Origin of the sequence: Bradyrhizobium septentrionale (assembly GCF_011516645.4) — a bacterium.
Classification (GTDB): domain Bacteria; phylum Pseudomonadota; class Alphaproteobacteria; order Rhizobiales; family Xanthobacteraceae; genus Bradyrhizobium; species Bradyrhizobium septentrionale.
In genome coordinates, this window is record NZ_CP088285.1 from 7,626,812 (window position 1) to 7,643,777 (window position 16,966).

General features: G+C 64.6%; 19 protein-coding genes and 1 tRNA gene. 11 read left to right on the plus strand and 9 right to left on the minus strand.

Features of this window, described 5'->3' with window-relative positions:
- Positions 1 to 181: 181 nt before the first annotated feature.
- A complete protein-coding gene (locus HAP48_RS38105; protein WP_166205026.1) occupies positions 182 to 811 on the plus strand; it encodes a hypothetical protein in 630 nt (209 codons plus the stop codon).
- Here the strand turns inward: HAP48_RS38105 and HAP48_RS38110 are convergent.
- Positions 808 to 1,332: a DUF1993 domain-containing protein gene (locus HAP48_RS38110; RefSeq protein ID WP_166205027.1), complete on the minus strand. Its 525-nt coding sequence runs from the start codon at positions 1,330 to 1,332 to the stop codon at positions 808 to 810. The two genes, HAP48_RS38105 and HAP48_RS38110, sit on opposite strands and share 4 nt — an antisense overlap.
- An 86-nt stretch (positions 1,333 to 1,418) precedes the next feature.
- On the opposite strand from HAP48_RS38110, the gene HAP48_RS38115 reads away from it, so the two are divergent.
- Positions 1,419 to 2,192 (plus strand): transporter substrate-binding domain-containing protein, encoded by a 774-nt coding sequence (locus HAP48_RS38115; RefSeq protein WP_166205028.1) that lies wholly within the window; start codon positions 1,419 to 1,421, stop codon positions 2,190 to 2,192.
- A gap of 187 nt (positions 2,193 to 2,379) precedes the next feature.
- Positions 2,380 to 3,216 (plus strand): DUF2147 domain-containing protein, encoded by an 837-nt coding sequence (locus tag HAP48_RS38120; RefSeq protein WP_166205029.1) that lies wholly within the window; start codon positions 2,380 to 2,382, stop codon positions 3,214 to 3,216.
- Between the two features lie 70 nt (positions 3,217 to 3,286).
- On the opposite strand, the gene HAP48_RS38125 is transcribed toward HAP48_RS38120, so the two are convergent.
- Entirely contained in the window at positions 3,287 to 3,691 is a 405-nt protein-coding gene (locus HAP48_RS38125) for a (R)-mandelonitrile lyase (protein ID WP_166205030.1), read from the minus strand.
- 40 nt (positions 3,692 to 3,731) lie between these two features.
- Positions 3,732 to 4,430, minus strand: coding sequence for a ribonuclease activity regulator RraA (locus HAP48_RS38130; protein ID WP_166205031.1), 699 nt, complete (start codon positions 4,428 to 4,430; stop codon positions 3,732 to 3,734).
- A gap of 212 nt (positions 4,431 to 4,642) precedes the next feature.
- Between HAP48_RS38130 and pxpB the strand changes: the two genes are divergently transcribed.
- From pxpB to HAP48_RS38150, 4 genes are all read left to right on the plus strand, one after another.
- Positions 4,643 to 5,374 carry a 5-oxoprolinase subunit PxpB gene (gene pxpB / locus HAP48_RS38135; RefSeq protein WP_166205032.1) on the plus strand — a complete coding sequence of 244 codons (732 nt, stop codon included), beginning with the start codon at positions 4,643 to 4,645 and terminating at the stop codon, positions 5,372 to 5,374.
- Positions 5,371 to 6,405: a 5-oxoprolinase subunit C family protein gene (locus tag HAP48_RS38140; protein ID WP_166205033.1), complete on the plus strand. Its 1,035-nt coding sequence runs from the start codon at positions 5,371 to 5,373 to the stop codon at positions 6,403 to 6,405. The genes pxpB and HAP48_RS38140 overlap by 4 nt, the downstream gene beginning before the upstream one ends.
- Positions 6,406 to 6,436: 31 nt before the next feature.
- Positions 6,437 to 7,210 (plus strand): LamB/YcsF family protein, encoded by a 774-nt coding sequence (locus HAP48_RS38145; protein WP_166205034.1) that lies wholly within the window; start codon positions 6,437 to 6,439, stop codon positions 7,208 to 7,210.
- 150 nt (positions 7,211 to 7,360) lie between these two features.
- Positions 7,361 to 7,783 (plus strand): hypothetical protein, encoded by a 423-nt coding sequence (locus HAP48_RS38150; protein ID WP_166205035.1) that lies wholly within the window; start codon positions 7,361 to 7,363, stop codon positions 7,781 to 7,783.
- 73 nt (positions 7,784 to 7,856) lie between these two features.
- Here the strand turns inward: HAP48_RS38150 and HAP48_RS38155 are convergent, their stop codons facing one another.
- From HAP48_RS38155 to HAP48_RS38170, 4 genes are all read right to left on the minus strand, one after another.
- The gene (locus HAP48_RS38155; RefSeq protein ID WP_165123581.1) at positions 7,857 to 8,009 is read right to left on the minus strand and encodes a hypothetical protein; all 153 of its coding nucleotides are present in this window, start codon (positions 8,007 to 8,009) and stop codon (positions 7,857 to 7,859) included.
- Positions 8,010 to 8,466: 457 nt separating this feature from the next.
- On the minus strand, positions 8,467 to 9,624 hold the full coding sequence (locus tag HAP48_RS38160; protein ID WP_166205036.1) for a CmpA/NrtA family ABC transporter substrate-binding protein: 1,158 nt from the start codon (positions 9,622 to 9,624) through the stop codon (positions 8,467 to 8,469).
- Positions 9,621 to 10,211, minus strand: a complete 591-nt coding sequence (locus HAP48_RS38165; protein ID WP_074130515.1) for an ANTAR domain-containing response regulator — start codon at positions 10,209 to 10,211, stop codon at positions 9,621 to 9,623. Before HAP48_RS38165 ends, HAP48_RS38160 begins: the two co-directional genes overlap by 4 nt.
- 221 nt (positions 10,212 to 10,432) lie before the next feature.
- Entirely contained in the window at positions 10,433 to 11,098 is a 666-nt protein-coding gene (locus HAP48_RS38170; protein ID WP_166205037.1) for a DUF4304 domain-containing protein, read from the minus strand.
- Between the two features lie 180 nt (positions 11,099 to 11,278).
- Here HAP48_RS38170 and rimO point away from each other — a divergent pair, with 180 nt between their 5' ends.
- Together rimO and HAP48_RS38180 are read left to right on the plus strand one after the other, a co-directional pair.
- Positions 11,279 to 12,598, plus strand: coding sequence for a 30S ribosomal protein S12 methylthiotransferase RimO (gene rimO, locus HAP48_RS38175; RefSeq protein WP_166205038.1), 1,320 nt, complete (start codon positions 11,279 to 11,281; stop codon positions 12,596 to 12,598).
- A 117-nt stretch (positions 12,599 to 12,715) separates the two neighbouring features.
- Positions 12,716 to 13,990, plus strand: coding sequence for a tetratricopeptide repeat protein (locus tag HAP48_RS38180; protein ID WP_166205039.1), 1,275 nt, complete (start codon positions 12,716 to 12,718; stop codon positions 13,988 to 13,990).
- Positions 13,991 to 14,015: 25 nt separating this feature from the next.
- On the opposite strand, the gene HAP48_RS38185 is transcribed toward HAP48_RS38180, so the two are convergent.
- Complete coding sequence (locus tag HAP48_RS38185; protein ID WP_166205040.1) at positions 14,016 to 14,306, minus strand: DUF4242 domain-containing protein; 291 nt, start codon at positions 14,304 to 14,306, stop codon at positions 14,016 to 14,018.
- A 305-nt stretch (positions 14,307 to 14,611) separates the two neighbouring features.
- Here HAP48_RS38185 and HAP48_RS38190 point away from each other — a divergent pair, with 305 nt between their 5' ends.
- Together HAP48_RS38190 and HAP48_RS38195 are read left to right on the plus strand one after the other, a co-directional pair.
- Entirely contained in the window at positions 14,612 to 15,808 is a 1,197-nt protein-coding gene (locus HAP48_RS38190) for an acetylornithine transaminase (RefSeq protein WP_166205041.1), read from the plus strand.
- Between the two features lie 13 nt (positions 15,809 to 15,821).
- Positions 15,822 to 15,898: transfer RNA gene (locus HAP48_RS38195), tRNA-Arg, on the plus strand.
- Positions 15,899 to 15,946: 48 nt separating this feature from the next.
- On the opposite strand, the gene HAP48_RS38200 is transcribed toward HAP48_RS38195, so the two are convergent.
- A complete protein-coding gene (locus HAP48_RS38200; protein WP_166205042.1) occupies positions 15,947 to 16,921 on the minus strand; it encodes a quinone oxidoreductase family protein in 975 nt (324 codons plus the stop codon).
- Positions 16,922 to 16,966: the final 45 nt, after the last annotated feature.

Below are 16,966 nucleotides of genomic sequence, written 5' to 3' on the forward strand. Positions count from 1 at the left end.
GCGTTTTCGAGCGAAGTGGCTCCCGGTTCGCGTCAAGAAAACGCGTCAGATAAAGAAACCTGCAGCTGCGGCTCTGATTCAATCAGAGCCGTAGCTGCAGGCTGACAAAGGGTAGTTCAATCAGCTAGATAGGGAGGGCGTCGGCACGATTCCGCCGGCGTCATGCCTGGGAGACCGAACCGTGAGCGACCCGACCGACAATGCGCTCGCCGCAATCGCGAGCATTCTCGATCAGACGACGACGCCTCCCGAGACGGCCAAATCAGCCGACAAGTCGGCGGACAAGACGGCGGAGAAGGCAGCCGAGCCCGTCGAGGAGCCGCCGGTCTCCGCGGCGATGCCACCGCCTCTGCCATCGACCATCGGAATCGTCTCCATCGAAGCCGTGTCCGTCGAGGGCGCGCCCGTCGAGCCGCCGCCGATGGAGCAGCCCGAGCCGGTCGAACCGGAGTCGATCGAACCGAAGTCGGTCAAAGCAGAGTCAGTCGAACCGGAGCCGAGCGAGCCGGAGCCCGTCCAACCGCCGCGACCGATCGAGGCCAACGGCTATTCCAAGTCCGGCCCAGGCCCGATGGCCGCGCTGCGCTTCCGCTGGACGGTGCGCGAGGACGATGGCCGCTACTATGTCGACGAGACTGTCGGCGAAGGATCGAGCCCGCACGTCAACGGCCCGATGGACGGCGACGCCGCGATCAAGTTCGTCGACGAACGCGAGGCCGAAGCGCGGCGGCGCTTCGAGCATTTCAAGCACGAGATGATCAGCCGAAGCGCGACCGCGCTTCGGGCGAGCAAGGACAGCAACGAGGGCTAGCCCCGCGGCGGCCTCGGTGGTCCCAGAAAGTCCTTCTTCGCAAGATCGACGCCGGCGTGGCGCAGGATGTCGTAGGCCGTTGCGACATGGAAGAAGAACTGCGGGACGCTGAAGGTCAGAATCAGGGATTTGCGGGTGAAGGGCCTGGTCGCTCCGCTCCGGAACGTGAAGACGACGTCCTTGTCGGCAGCGGCGTCGATCGCCGCTTCCGGCAGGCTCTGCGCAAAATCGATCGTGGCCGCAATCCGCGCTTTCAGCTCGGCAATGTCTGGCTCCGCCTCGGCGAAGGCCGGTGGCGCGCAGCCCGCGAGCAACGCGCAGCTCAGGACGACATGCCGGTTCGCCTCTCCGACCTGCTGGCGAAGGCTGTACATGTCAGGCGAAAGCCGCACTGCCAGCAGCACGTCAGGATCGACATTGCGCGCCCTGGCGTGGGCCTCCGCATGATCGAGCAGCGCGGAAAGATTGCGCAGATACGGCACATAGACGCCGACGGATGCTTCATGGAGCGAGATGGTCACTTTTGCGCCTGCTGTGCTGGCTCGATCGTCCCATCTGGTCTAAATGCTCCGCAACGACATGTCATGGGAATTGACGGAGACATCAGATGTTTCGCGCGCTGACCGGCCTCGCCCTCGCTTTGCTTCTGTCTGCCGCGCACGCGCAGCAGGCGCCGTCGCGGCTCGACGAGATCGTCAAGCGCGGCACCTTGCGCGTCGGCATGACCGGCGACTACCTGCCCTTCACCGCGCTCGACAAGGAAGCGAAGGCGTTCCGCGGCTTCGACGTCGACATGGCGCAGTCGCTCGGCAAGGCGCTGGGCGTCAAGGTCGAGTTCGTGCCGACCTCGTGGCCGCAGATGATGAAGGATTTCGAGGCCGACAGTTTCGACATCGCGATGGGCGGCGTCTCCATCACCTTCGACCGGCAGAAGAAGGGCCTGTTCTCGACCCCGATCATGCGCGAGGGTAAGACCCCGATCGCGCGCTGCGCCGACAAGGGCAAGTTCGAGACAATCGCGGAGATCGACAAGCCGGGCACCCGCGTCATCGTCAATCCCGGCGGCACCAATGAGCGCTTTGCCCGCGCCAATGTGAAGACCGCCGAGATCCGCGTCTTCAACGACAATTCAAAAATCTTCGACGAGATCGCCAAGGGCGACGCCGACCTGATGATGACCGATGCGTCCGAGACGCGCTATCAGCAGAAGCTGCATCCCGGCGTGCTCTGCGCCGTGCATCCCGACAAGCCGTTCGACTTCGCGGAGAAGGCCTACTGGATGCAGCGCGACGTCGCCTTGAAAGCGTTCGTCGACCAATGGCTTCATATGGCGCGTGAGGATGGCAGCTACGCGCAAATCTATGCTGCGTGGTTCGAATAGCTTGCGGCAAACGCGCCTGCTTGAGTGCCCACAAAGTTGACGCGCTCGGCCTGAAACCAGGCCGCAATCCAGTGACTTGAACCAAACTCCCGAGGACACGACTCATGTTTTGACCGTGATTGGGTCACGTTCAACGGAGCGGGTCACCACGTAGCCTTGGGAATGATTCCCTGCACTGGAGGTCGAGATGAGGAAGCTTCTCGCGATCGCCACGCTGTTGCTGGCGAGCACGGCGGAAGTGCAGGCGCAATACACCTTCGACTATGACGGCCGTACCATCCGGATCGATCCGGATCGCGGAACGGTTTCGATCCCCGGCGTCTACGACAATACGCCCCGCCGCACCAAGCGCGCCAAGGGCGAGGACACCGGGCAGAAGCGCAAGCCGGCTCCGGCGGAAGCCAAGACTGACGCCAAGACAGCTCCCACGACAAATCCCCAGCCCGCGCCCGGCGCGCCGCCAGCGGCTGCCGCGCCCGCCCCGGCTGCCGTTGATCAGGCCGCGGCCCCGGCGGCGCCCACGCCAGCGACACCTACGGACCCGGCCACCACGAGCGTCGCAGCCACGCCGCCTCCGGCTGCCGCAGCGACCACGCCGCCGCCACCCGCGCCGCCAGTTGTGCCGCAAAACAGCGTAGCGCCGGCGGCAAGGCCCGCCGCGGCCCCTACGGTCGGCGCCGTCGCGCCGACCGCGCCCAAGCCAGCCGCGGTCCCGGCACAAGCCGCCAATTCACCGCTCGGGGTCTGGCTGACCGAAGAGAAGGAAGGCAATGTCCGCATCGAACAGTGCGGCGCCAATCTCTGCGGCTACGCCGTCGACAAGAAGTCGAATGCCAACGGCGAACAGATTCTCATCAGCATGAAGCCCGGCAAGGACAAGTGGAGCGGCCGCATCTTCGATCCCAGCAGCGGCAGCACTTACGATTCGACCATCGCGATGAAGAGCCCCGACACGTTGCGTGTCCAGGGCTGCGCGTTCGGCGGCATGTTCTGCGGCGGCCAGACCTGGACGCGGGTGAATTGATCGCCTCCATTGGAAAATCAAAAAGCCCCGCTCGATGAGCGGGGCTTTTTTCTTGGCTGGCAGCGGCGTCTCAGCCGAGCTTGCCGTTGTATTCCTCGTCGGTCACATGCTCCATCCAGGTCGAAAACACGCCGTCGAGCGCCTCCTGCATGGCGATATGGGTCATGCTGTTGTCTGGCGAGGCCCCGTGCCAGTGCTTCTCGTTCGGCGGAATCCAGACGACGTCGCCGGGGCGGATTTCCCTGATCGGGCCGCCCTTCGCCTGCACCCGGCCGATGCCGGAGATCACGTAGAGCGTCTGTCCGAGCGGATGGGTGTGCCAGGCCGTGCGGGCGCCGGGCTCGAACGACACGCGCGATGCGTTCAGGCGCGCCGGTGCGGGCGCCATGTTGATCGGGTCCTGCAGCACGCTGCCGGTGAAGTTTTCCTTCGGCGCGCGGCGAGTCGGCCGCGAGCCGGAAACGTGGATATCCATGGGGTTACCTCCCTCTCTTGATGTTATTTCTTGCTTGACGCTATTTCTTGCTTGCGGCGTAGCGCGCCTTGGTCTCGGCGTTCATCGGATAGAGGCCGGGCAGCTGCGCACCGTTGTTCACCTCGTTGACGATCCAGGCTTCCATCCGCTCCTGCTCGGGCCCCTCGGCCAGCACGTGATCGAGGAAGGCCTGCGGGATCAGCACGGCGCCGTCCTGGTCGGCCACCACCACGTCGTTCGGAAACACGGCAACGCCGCCGCAGGCGATCGGTTCACCCCAGCCGACGAAGGTCAGGCCTGCGACCGACGGCGGCGCGGCGTAGCCGTCGCACCACACCGGCAGGCCGGTGCCGAGCACGCCCTCGACGTCGCGCACCACGCCGTCGGTGATCAGCGCCGTCACCCCGCGCTTGACCATGCGCGCGCAGAGGATGTCGCCGAAAACGCCGGCGTCGGTGATGCCCATGGCATCGATCACGGCAATGCAGCCCGAAGGCATCGCCTCGATCGCGGTGCGGGTCGAGATCGGCGACGACCAGGATTCCGGTGTCGCCAGATCCTCGCGGGCCGGCACGAAGCGCAGCGTGAAGGCGGGTCCGATCAGCCGCTTCTGCCCCGGCTTCAGCGGCTTGGTGCCGCGCATCCAGATGTTGCGCAGGCCCTTCTTGAGCAGCACGGTGGTGATGGTGGCGGTGGACACGTGCGACAGCGTCGCGATCGCTTCGGCGGACAGTGACATCTGGAAAGGTTGCTCCGATGGGAGGAAAAGTCCGGCGCATGTTGCCGGGCAAAGGCGTTGCGTCAAGGGCAGCGCGAAAATGCTGCGATCATCGAAATTTATCGCCGGCATGCCGATTAATTTATTGAAGTTGCTGTATCTTTTTGCACGAGACGAATTCCGTTTCGCTGCAAAACACGCTAGCTTGATGGCCAACGAGTCCGTTTGATCCAATGGCCGAAACGCTAGCTCCTCCCCGCCTTTTGCCGAGTGGCGACAGCGCCATCACGGTGGAATTCAGCCGCACCATCGACGACGCCGCCAACCGGCGGGTGCTGGCGCTCGACCGCCTGATCGCGGCCGAGCCGATCGCCGGCATCACCGAGACCGTGCCGACCTACCGCTCGCTGCTGGTGCATTACGATCCCGTGCAGATCACCTTCGACGCGCTCGCCGAGCAGCTGCTCGCGCGCGCGGCCAAGGCGCCACCGAGCGAAAGCGGAACGCGGCGCTGGCGCATCCCGGTCACCTATGGCGGCGAGCACGGCATCGATCTGGAGGATGTGGCGAAGGCGCTAAAGACCACGCCGGATGAGATCGTGGCCCGCCATGTCGCCGGCGACTATCGCGTCGCGATGATCGGCTTCACGCCAGGCTGGTCCTATCTCAGCGGGCTGGAGAAATTCCTGCACATGCCCCGGCGCAAGGACCCGCGGCTGCTGACCCCGGCCGGCACCATCTCGATCGGCGGCATTCAGACCGGCGTGCAGTGCCTGGCCGGCCCGAGCGGCTGGCACCTGCTCGGCCGCACCCCCGTGCGAACCTACCAATTGCATCGCGATCCGACCTTCCTGCTGGAGCCGGGCGACGCCATCACCTTCTCGGCGGTCGATGCCAAGACCTTTGCCGAACAGGACCGCGCCGCCGAGGCTGGCGAGTTCGTCGCAGAACTGGTGACGCCATGAGCAAGCTCGTCGTCAGCTCGATCGGACCGGCAAGCTCGGTGCAGGACGGCGGGCGTCCGGGCTCGCAGCGTTACGGCCTGACGCCGAGCGGCGCGATGGACCGGCTTTCGCTCGCCGCCGCCAACGCGCTGGTCGGCAACGATCTGCTCGCCGCCGCAATCGAGATCGGCCCGTTCGGCGCAGCCTTCACCGCGCGTGGCGGCGCCGTGCGCGTCGGGCTCGCCGGCGCGCCGCGCAATGCCGATATCGGCGGACGCGCGGTTGCCTTCGACGGTACGGCGACCCTCGCGGAGGGTGAGACGCTCAATCTCGGCTTCGCGCGCGGCGGCTCGTTCAGCTATCTCGCGATCGAGCACGGCATCGAGGGTGAGCCGATGTTCGGCAGCCTCGCCGTCAACGCCCGCGCCGGGCTCGGCAGCCCGTACCCGCGGCCGCTGCAGAGCGGCGACGAGCTGAAGACGCAGGCTGCCAGCGGCGCCGCCGAGCGCCGCATCGAATTGCCCGCTGCGACCGATGCTCCGATCCGCATCGTGTTCGGCCCGCAGGACGACGAGTTCGCCGAAGAGAACAAGAAACTGTTCACTGACAGCGAGTGGAAGATCTCGGCCACCAGCGACCGGATGGGCTACCGCCTCGAAGGCCCGGTGATAAAACACCTCGACGGCCACAACATCGTTTCCGACGGCACCGTGAACGGCAGCATTCAGGTGCCCGGCAACGGGCAGCCGATCGTGCTGATGCCGGACCGCGGCACCAGCGGCGGCTATCCGAAGATCGCGACCGTGATCACGGCCGATTTCGGCCGCTTCGCGCAGATCTCCGCCGGCCGGCCGTTCCGCTTCAAGGCGGTGACGATGGCGGAAGCGCAGGCCGAGGCGATCAAGTTCCATCAGTTGCTGCGGTCGCTGCCCGAACGTCTTCGCGGCATCGAGGATTTTGGCCTCAACATCGAGGCGCTGAGAGATGCTAACGTCGCGGGCCAGGCGGTCAGCGCCATCGACGCCGCGACCTGGCAGGTCGCCGTCCCGTAGAATCAAACCAACAACAAGCGGATCTGTTGTCATGACCTCAACCATCGACCTCAATTGCGATCTCGGCGAAAGTTTTGGGCCCTGGGAAATGGGCAATGATGCCGCGATGATCGAGCTTGCGACCTCGGTCAACGTTGCCTGCGGCTTCCATGCCGGCGACGCCGACATCATGCGCAAGACGGTCGAACTGGCGAAGGCGCGCGGCGTCAGCGTCGGCGCCCATCCCGGCTATCGCGACCTGCACGGCTTCGGCCGCCGCCCGATGCCGGGACTGACGTCCTCGGAGATCGAAAACCTGATCGCCTACCAGATCGGCGCCTTGCAGGCGATCGCGACCGCGGCCGGCCACAAGGTCACCCATGTGAAGGCGCATGGCGCGATTTCCAACGTTGCCTGCGAGGACGACATGACCGCAAGGGCGATCGCCAATGCGATCAAGGCGGTCGACCCCAATCTCATCTTCGTGGTTCTCGCGAACTCGAAGCTGGTGCGCGCCGGCGAAGCCGCCAATCTGCGGATGGCGCATGAGGTGTTCGCCGACCGCGCCTATGAGGACGACGGCAATCTGGTGTCGCGCAAGAAGCCCGGCGCGGTGCTGCACGATCCCAAGGCGATCGCCGAGCGCGTAGTACGGATGGTGCAGGATGGCGCGGTGGTGTCGGTCACCGGCAAGGTGATCAAGATGCGGACCGATACCGTCTGCATCCATGGCGACACGCATGGCGCCGTCGAGATCGCGCGCGGCCTGCGCGAGGCGCTGAGCAAGGCCGGCATCACGGTCGCGCCGTTCAAGACCGCGCACTGAGCCGCGAACGCATCGACCGACAAGGGCCGGCCTTCGCGCCGGCCCTTTTAGATTCCGTTAAGAGTCTTCCTAAACCCAAACTTGCCGTTTGATTGCTAGGTGCAGCTTCCGAGCCTTTGATTGTCCTCTCAGGAAATTGGGTACGAAAGCATGTTCCGCACCAGCCTCTCCCTCGCAATTGCCGCGGTTGCCACGGCCGCCTTCACCAGCGCAGCATCTGCCGGCTGCTACAGCTGCTACACGCCGCCGCCCCAGCCCTGCACGACCTGCTACCAGGTGCAGAGCGTGCCGCCGCAATATCGCACGGTGCAGGAGACCGTGATGGTGGCGCCGGGCCGCGTGATCGCGCATCGCACGCCGGCGCAGTATCGGACCGTGATGGTGCCGCAGACCGTGATGGTCGCACCGGAAGGCGTCGCCTATGAGCGCATCGCGCCGCAATACGCCACCCAGGAGCGCACCCAGATGGTGTCGCCGGGCTATTCCTACTATGCGCCGGTGCAGCCGACCTGCAACACCTGCGGCGGTGGCGGCGGTTACGGCTACGGATATGGATACGGCTCCGGATACTGAACGATCAGCATCCCGCCAACACAAAGCCGCCGCCTGAGGACATCAGACGGCGGCTTTTGTATTTCCGAAGACGTCAGAACGGATGGACGGACAGCGTGCCGAACACGATGGCCGCGATCACCGCAAAGGCGCTGTAGAGCGCCGCGGTATGAATTCCGCTTCCGGACTTCCTTGAAACTTGTCGCGCGTAAAAGTGCAGGCGGGCTTCCGCCGATAGTTCGCGCATGGTCGATCTCCAACGCCCCATTCTCGGGCATATGGAATAGCGTTCGCGCCGGGATTCAAGCGGGCGGCGAAAATAGCGATGCCGCCACCTCGGGGAACTGGGTTCCGAGTGGAATATTCTTCCTCGTGGTTTCCCCCGAGAATCTTATTCGTTGCAATTCGAGGCGTCGGGAACCAGCGCCGGTCCCGCAATAACCGAAAATCTCGAAAACAACCCCATGCAAAGTAGCCGGAGGTGGATAGCTGAGAGGATGTGAAGCCATATCCTCGTCCACCGCAGTCATCGCCCGGCCTGTGCGCAATTGCGCACATGGACCGGGCGACCCAGTACGCCGCGGCCCCTCGGCTCAAGCACTGCGGTCTCTGGAATACTGGATCACCCGCATGCGCGGGTGATGACACTGAGCAAGCAGAGCAATCAACCCGTCACCCTGTGAGGCGCCGCCGTTGCGTCGCGCTCAGGGCTTCCAGCGCCCGATCTTGAACGCCGCCAGGTGGCCCGGAACGTCGCTCGGATCGAACGGTGGACCGGCGAACGCGCCGATCAAGTTGGGGACTCCCGTTGGGCGGCCGGACGCGGCGTCATAGAGGTCGGGCCTGAACACGGCCATGGCGGACTTCAGCGCCTCCGGCTTGAATGGCGTCTGGCCCCAGCGAACCATCTGGGCGTAGAGCCATGCCGCCTGCCCCGGGTCCGGCCGCGCAGCGGCCTCGCGCCCGACCAGCAAATAGCGGTTGCTTTCGCGCATCGTGCCATCAGGCGCGATCTTCAGCCGGCCATCGAACGTGCGCTGGATGACGCTGGCGTCGACGCCGATCCGCTCCGGCTGAGCCAGGATGCGCGCCACCTCGGACCGGTTCTCGGGCTGCTCGATGAACTCCGCGGCGCGCAGATGCGCGCGCACCAGCGACGCCACGGCGTCGGGATGCTTCTCCGACCAGGCCTGGCGCACCGCCAGCACCTTCTCGACCGCACTGAGCAGGATGTCGGAGACGAAGTGCAGGATATGGCCGATGCCGAGATCGACCGCGACCGAATTCCAGGGCGCGCCGACGCAGAACGCGTCGACATGGCCGTTGGCGAGACTGTCCACCATGTAGGGTGGCGGCAGCACCACGAGCTGGATGTCCTCGTCCGGATCGACGCCACCGGCGGCCATCCAGAACCGCAGCTGATAATTGTGGGTCGAGAACGGGAAGGTCATGCCGAAGGTCAACGGCTCCGCCCCGCTCTTCCGCCGCTTCGCCACGACACGGGCAAGCGCCTGCGAGGTCGCCATCGGGTCGAAGCGGTCGCCGTCGATCTCGTCCATCAGCGCTGCATGCAGCGCCGGCGATACCGTGATGGCGTTGCCGTTGAGCCCGAGATTGAAGGGGGCTGCGATCGGCACCTTGACGTGGCCGAGCCCGAGGCTCGAGGCGATCGCGACCGGCGCCAGCAGATGGGCGGCATCGAACAGGCCGATATTGAGCTTGTCGCGGACATTCGACCACGACACTTCGCGGACCAGGGTGACGTCGAGGCCCTCGGCCGCGGCAAAGCCCTTGTCGACAGCTACGATCAGCGCGGCTGCGTCCACCAGCGGAATGAACCCGACGCGTAAGGGTGTGGTCATTTCAGCAGCTCCGACGCCGTCAGGATCGATTGCGCGATCTCCCCGATCTTCTTCTTCTCGCGCATCGCGGTCGAGCGCATCAGCACATAGGCCTCCTCTTCGGTCAGCCCCTTCACCTTCATCAGGATGCCTTTGGCGCGGTCGATCACCTTGCGCTCCTCCAGCGCATGCTTGGTGCGGTCGAGTTCGTCCTGCAGCTTGGCGAAGGCATTGAAGCGGGAGACGCAGAGATCGAGGATCGGCTTCATCCGCTCCTTCTTGAGGCCGTCGACGATGTAGGCGGAGACGCCCGCCTCCACCGACGCCTGGATCGAGGCGGCATCGCTCTGGTCGACGAACATCGCGATTGGCCGGCGGACGGCTCGGCTGACCTGGAACATCTGTTCCAGCACGTCGCGGCTGGGGTTCTCAAGGTCGATGACGATGATATCGGGGTCAAGCGCATAAATCCGCGAGAGCAGGCTCTGCATCTCGCTGATATGGACGACGTCGGTATAGCCGGCCTCCCGCAGCCCCTCCTCGAGGATGGCTGCGCGGATCGGGCTCTCGTCGACTATGACGATCTTGGGAGACGACTCAGCGCTCATCGACGACTCTTAAGGACCCGGCAAAGCCATCCATAACATGCCGGAAGCCCCTGGAAAGGGTTGTAATTCTCGGCAATTGGGACTAGCTCCTGCCCATCAATCAGGCAGATTTGGGTAGATATGCAAGAGGCGGCCGCGCCGAAAGTGAGCTTTGTGTCCTTGGGGTGCCCCTGAGGCGACGAATGTAAACTACTGAGCGATGCTTTGAGAAGGTCTGCACCTCACCATGCGAGATCAGCTACGCCAAGTTTGTCGGCAAGGCGTCTAACGTGAGCTGCGTGTCCGGGAATCGAAGTCTCTCTTGCCTGAGCTGCCAGGAGAATACGCGCGTCCTCTTTTTGACCTCGTCCGGCCAGGATAATCGCGCAAACGATCCGTGGCGGCGAGGAAGCGTAAGGAGCCTTCGACACTCCTAGCCATTGCTTTAGAATCGCATCGCGCGTTTCGAATTTTTTGAAGAAAGGAATCGCGTCCCGTTCAATGCGCTGCCGAAGATCGTGAGCCAGAGACTCATGCGCTTGGATGTCCCACCACACATCTCTGCCTTCAGGGCCAAGGACTGGCAGCCGGGTGCGAATGCAGCAATGATATTCCTGAACGAACGATTTTGGGGCCCCTCCGCCGTTTTGCTCGGCAACCTCCGGAACGAAAATGCCCAAGTTTATCGTGAATTTGCCATAGAGGTTTTCGCGCAATCCCGGCACGTAGGTCGTGCCGGGAGGATCGAAGCTGCCCATCTGTATCTTAACGACTTCCGTCAATCCATCTGAAGTCGTTCGATTGAATGTTCGGTCGCGCGCGCGGAAACCGCCATCCTTCAAGACCGGGCGGAGTTGCCCCTGTACCCCGTCTAAACTCTTTGCAAGGTCGGATTTTCCGGAGGTCATAATATTGCTTGTGCCGTCGGTGCGGGGAACCGCTGCGTAGCCGGAAGATTAGCCCACTTCAATGGGCCAAGTTTTCCGTTCGGAGTAACAATCCGCGCCGCAAGTCATTGAATTTTCCCGTCGGATCAATTACTTCGATCGCCATATCCGAACAATTCAGATCAGGCTCCAGGCGACCACATGGAAAGAGCGCCCCATATTTCGTTCGTCAGTCTCGGCTGCCCCAAGGCGCTGGTCGATTCCGAGCGCATCATCACCCGGCTGCGCGCGGAGGGCTATGAACTCGCGCGCAAGCATGACGGCGCCGACATCGTGATCGTCAACACCTGCGGCTTCCTCGACAGCGCCAAGCAGGAATCGCTCGCCGCGATCGGCGAGGCGATGGCCGAGAACGGCAAGGTCATCGTCACCGGCTGCATGGGCGCCGAGCCGGAGCAGATCGAGAGCGCCTATCCCGGCGTGCTCTCGATCACGGGGCCGCAGCAATATGAGAGCGTGCTGGATGCCGTGCACCGCGCGCTGCCGCCGGTGCACAATCCACACATCGACCTGGTGCCGCCGCAGGGCGTCAAGCTGACGCCGCGGCACTACGCCTATCTGAAGATTTCCGAAGGCTGCAACAACCGTTGCAGTTTCTGCATCATCCCGAAGCTGCGCGGCGATCTGGTGTCGCGGCCGGCCAATGACGTGCTGCGCGAGGCCGAGAAGCTGGTGAAGGCCGGCGTCAAGGAATTGCTGGTGATCTCGCAGGACACCTCGGCCTATGGCGTCGACCTGAAATACGCCGAGAGCCCCTGGCAGGATCGCAGCGTCCGCGCCAAATTCTTCGATCTCGCCAAGGAGCTCGGCGAGTTCGGCGCCTGGGTGCGGCTGCAATATGTCTACCCCTACCCGCATGTCGACGAGGTCATCGGCCTGATGACCGAGGGCAAGGTGCTGCCCTATCTCGACATCCCGTTCCAGCATGCGAGCCCGGACGTGCTGCGCGCGATGAAGCGCCCGGCCGCGCAGGAGAAGACGCTGGCGCGGATTCAGAAATGGCGCGAGCAGTGCCCCGAGCTGACGCTGCGCTCGACCTTCATCGTCGGCTTCCCCGGCGAGACCGATGCCGATTTCGCCTATCTGCTCGACTGGCTCGATGAGGCCGGGATCGACCGCCTCGGCTGCTTCAAATACGAGCCGGTGGCCGGTGCCACGTCGAACGCGATCGGCAATGCCGTGCCCGACGAGGTCAAGCAGGAGCGCTGGAATGCGCTGATGGCGCGGCAGCAGAAGATTTCGGCGAGGCGCCTGAAGCGCAAGGTCGGCACCCGCCAGCAGGTGATCATCGACGAGGTCGGCCCGACGGTTGCAAAAGGCCGGTCCAAGGCCGACGCGCCAGAGATCGACGGCGCCGTCTATCTCACCAGCCGCCGCCCGCTGAAAGTGGGCGAGATCGTCACCGCGAAGATCGAGCGCTCCGACCAATACGACCTGCACGGCAGCGTCGCGGGATTCTAGCCCCAGGCCAATCCTTCAAGACCTCGGCGGGTGCCGGGCATCGCCCGTTCCTGTGAACCCGGCGGCAGCCTGGGCTCACAAAGCAGTGGCGGCCATTTGGTCGCGCGGAGCCTGGTCTTGCGGCATTCATGGAAGCAACTGTTGGTGCGCGGCCGGCTGGCGGTCGCCGTCCTGATCTGGCTCGCGCCGCCGCTCGCCGCGACGGCCGCCCTCGCCGAGCCGCAGCCGTCCTCCGAAACCACCGCACAGGCCTGGTGCTTCGGCAGGAAAGACCCCGCACAGCGCATCGGGGGCTGCAGCTTTCTCCTTGCCCTGCGCAAGTTGCGGGGGAAGCAGCGCGCCGGCGCCTCCCTCAACCGCGGCAGCGCCTATCTCGAAAGCAACGATCTCGATCGCGCGATCGCCGACTTCACGGACGTGATCAAATACGAGCCGATGCGCGCCAAGGGATTGGCCAACCGCGGCGAGGCCTATCGCCGCAAGGGCGATGTCGCGGCCGCCATCGCCGATCTCGATCAGGCCATCGCACTCGATCCCAGGGATGCGATCGCATACTACAACCGCGGCATCGCCTACAGCGACCGTGGCGAACCTGTTCTCGCCATCGCCGACTACAACGAAGCCATCCGCCTCAGCCCGAAGGACGCCTGGTACTACAACAATCGCGGCAACTCCTACGTCGACGCCAAGCAGCCGGATCGCGCGATGGCCGACTATGATCGCGCCATCCGTCTCGATCCGAAATTTGCGCTCGCCTATTACAATCGCGGCAATGCCTATCGCGGCCGCGACGATTTCGAACACGCGCTGGCCGATTACAACACGTCGCTCCGGCTCGATCCCCGCTATGCGCCGGCCTACGGCAATCGCGCCCGGCTGTTTCGCGATCGTGGCGAGATCGATCGGGCGCTCGCCGATCTCGATCAATCGCTGCGGCTCGATCCGGCCGGCTCCCGCGACTACTACGCGCGCGGCAACCTGCATCTTGGACGGCAGGATTACCCGCGGGCGTTCGACGATTTCAGCAACGCGATCAAGTTCAATGCGAAATACGCGGCAGCGCTCAACGCGCGTTGCCTGACGCGCGTGATCCTGGGCCAGGCGCAGCAGGCGCTCGCGGATTGCGAGCAGTCGCTGCAATGGAAGCCGGACGATCCCTACACGCTCGACAGCCGAGGAATCTGCCGCCTGAAGCTCGGCGAGCTTGACGCCGCGACAGCGGATTTCGATGCGGCGCTGAAGATCAACCCGAAACTGCCGAGCTCTCTCTATGGCCGCGGCGTCGCACGGCGCAAGAAGGGCGATGCCGACGCGGCACAGGCCGACATAGCTGCCGCCCAGGCGATTCAGTCCGACATCGCCAGGGAATTCGCGCGCTATGGCGTCGAATGACGCGCTGTCAGCGTGCTGGTCCAGACTATTGCGCGGGAGCCGCGAGTGCCGGGTCGAGCGTACGCAGCACGCGATGGATGCGGACCGAGGTGCCGATGCCAGCATTGCGCACATAGGCATCGATGACTTCCTCGCTCTCGACCACGACGAGACCGAACAGCTTGCGATCATCGGTCGCATAGGTGCACAGCCAGTGCATCTTGCCCTGGGTCGCGACGATGGCGTCCAACGCAATCCGCGCATGCCGCGCTGCCTGAGCGTCATCGGTCACGTCGAAACTGGCCGGAATATCTCGTTCGATCAGAAGCTTGATCACGGCGCCACCTCCAAGATTGCCTCGTGGCAGCCTAACACGCTCCGCGAGCCATTGCCCGCGATGTCAGCTCCCGCTTGACATCGCCTGCCCTCCCGCTGTATGGCCCTGCGCCATGAAGCTGAACCGGACCCACCGCCAGGCCATCCGCCGTCGTCGCACCCGCGACGATGAAGGGCTGCGCCATGTCCGACGCCAGCGCTGATTAGCTAAAATCAGCCAAGGTTTTCGAGAAGGCCGCGCCCCAAAGCGCGGCCTTCTCGCTTTTCGGCCTGCCCTTTCCCAACACTGACCCAGAGGAGATCGACATGACCAACGCCACGCATCCGTTCGACGCGCTGATGGACATCACTGCCCGCCCTGAAGTCGTGTTCGTGCGCGGCGCCGGCTCGTATTTGTGGGACCATAACCGCAATCGCTTTCTCGACTTCGTGCAGGGTTGGGCCGTGAATCCCCTCGGCCATTCGCCGACCATCGTTGCCGATGCGCTGGCCGCGCAGGCCAGACGGCTGCTGACGCCGAGCCCGGCGTTCTACAACGAGCAGAGCCTGAAGCTGGCGAAGATGCTGGTCGACAAGAGCTGCTTCGACCAGGTGTTCTTCGCCAATTCTGGCGCCGAGGCCAATGAAGGCGCAATCAAGCTCGCGCGCAAATACGGCGCCAAGTACAAGAACGCCGCGCACGAGATCATCACCTTCGAAGGCGGCTTCCACGGCCGGACACTCGCGACCATGTCGGCCTCGGGCAAGAAGGCGTTCGAGCCGCTGTTCGAGCCAAAGGTCTCGGGTTTCCGGAAAGCAAAACTGAACGACATCGAGTCGGTGCGGCAGCTGATCACGTCGTCCACGGTTGCGGTGATGCTCGAACCGATCCAGGGCGAAGCCGGCGTGTGGCCCGCGACGGATCAGTTTCTCAGGGAGTTGCGGGCGCTCACCCAGCAGCGCGGGCTGCTCCTGATCGTCGACGAGATCCAGACCGGCATGGGCCGGACCGGAAAGCTGTTCGGTTACGAACATGCCGGGATCGCGCCCGACATCATGACGCTCGGCAAGGGCATCGGCGGCGGCGTGCCGCTCGCGGCGCTGCTCGCGACCGAGCATGCCTCGTGTTTCGACCATGGCGATCAGGGCGGCACCTTCAACGGCAATCCGCTGATGTGCGCCGCCGGCCTTGTCGTGCTCGACCAGGTCGGCCAGCCCGATTTCCTGAAATCGGTCGTCGATGCCGGCCTCTTGCTCGAGCGCGAATTGCAGCGGCTGTCGGCGCGGCACGGGCTCGGCGACATCAGGGGCCGTGGCCTTCTGCTCGCGCTCGATCTCAAGATGCCGATCGGCGCGGCCGTCGTCGCCGAGGCGTTTGCCGCCGGCGTGCTCATCAACTCGCCGCAGCCGGACACGCTGCGCTTCATGCCGGCGCTCAACGTCACGCGGCAGGAGATTCTTGCGCTGACCGACTGCCTGGAGACGGTGCTGACCAAGGTCGGCGCGGCACGGCGGGTGGCTTAGCCAGGGTATGATGGGTCCCGTAGCTCAATTGGACAGAGCACCGCGTTGCGGACGCGAAGGTTCGAGGTTCGAGTCCTCGCGGGACCACCACTTTGCCGGACTCACCCGTCCGGCAAAGCGGCTGCGACCATTGCACCTCTACGGCCTCAAAATCGCCGCGCCCGTGGTCGCCCGGCTCTCCAGCTCGATATGCGCCTTCGCCGCATCCTTCAGCGCATAGGCGTGGTTGATCGGCACGTGCAGCTTGCCGTTGATCACGGCCGCGAACAGCGTGTCGGCGCCTTCGAGCAGTTCCTTGCGGGTGCCGACATAGTCGTTGAGCTTGGGCCGTGTCGCGAACAGCGAGCCGTGGTTGTTGAGCTCGGCGAGCGGGAACGGCGGTACCGGACCCGACGCGTTGCCGAAACTGACGAACAGGCCGCGCGGCCTGAGGCAGGCCAGCGATCCCGGGAAGGTGGTCTTGCCGACCCCGTCATAGACGACATCGCAGAGCTCGCCGCGGCTGATCTGCTTGACGCGTTCGACGAAATTCTCCTCGTTGTAGAGGATGACGTGGTCGCAGCCATTGGCGAGCGCGATGTCGGCCTTCGCCTTGGAGCCGACGGTACCGATAACATTGGCGCCGAGCGCGTGCGCCCACTGGCAGGCCAGCAGGCCGATGCCGCCGGCCGCGGCGTGGATCAGCACCCGATGGCCCTGCTCGACCTTGAAGGTCTTGTGCAGCAGATACCAGACCGTGAGCCCCTTGAGCATCAGCACGGCGCCCTGCTCGTACGTGATGTGGTCGGGCAGCTTGACGAGCTTGTCCGCCGGGATGACGCGCTCGGAGGCATAGCCGCCGAGGTTGTAGTAATAGGCGACGCGGTCGCCGACATGGAAATTGGTCACCCCCGGGCCGACGGCCAAAACCTCGCCCGCGGCCTCGTTGCCGGCGATGAACGGCAGGCCGGGCGCCTTGTAGAGGCCGGTGCGGAAATAGACGTCGATGAAGTTCAGGCCGACCGCGTGCTGGCGGATCCGGACTTCGCCCGTCCCCGGCGGGCCGACCTCGACGTCCTCATAGGTCAGGACTTCCGGGCCCCCCACCTTGTGCACGCGCACAGCCTTGGTCATGTCAGTCGCTCCCCTCAGATATCAGCGTCACGCGAGCGAATGCCA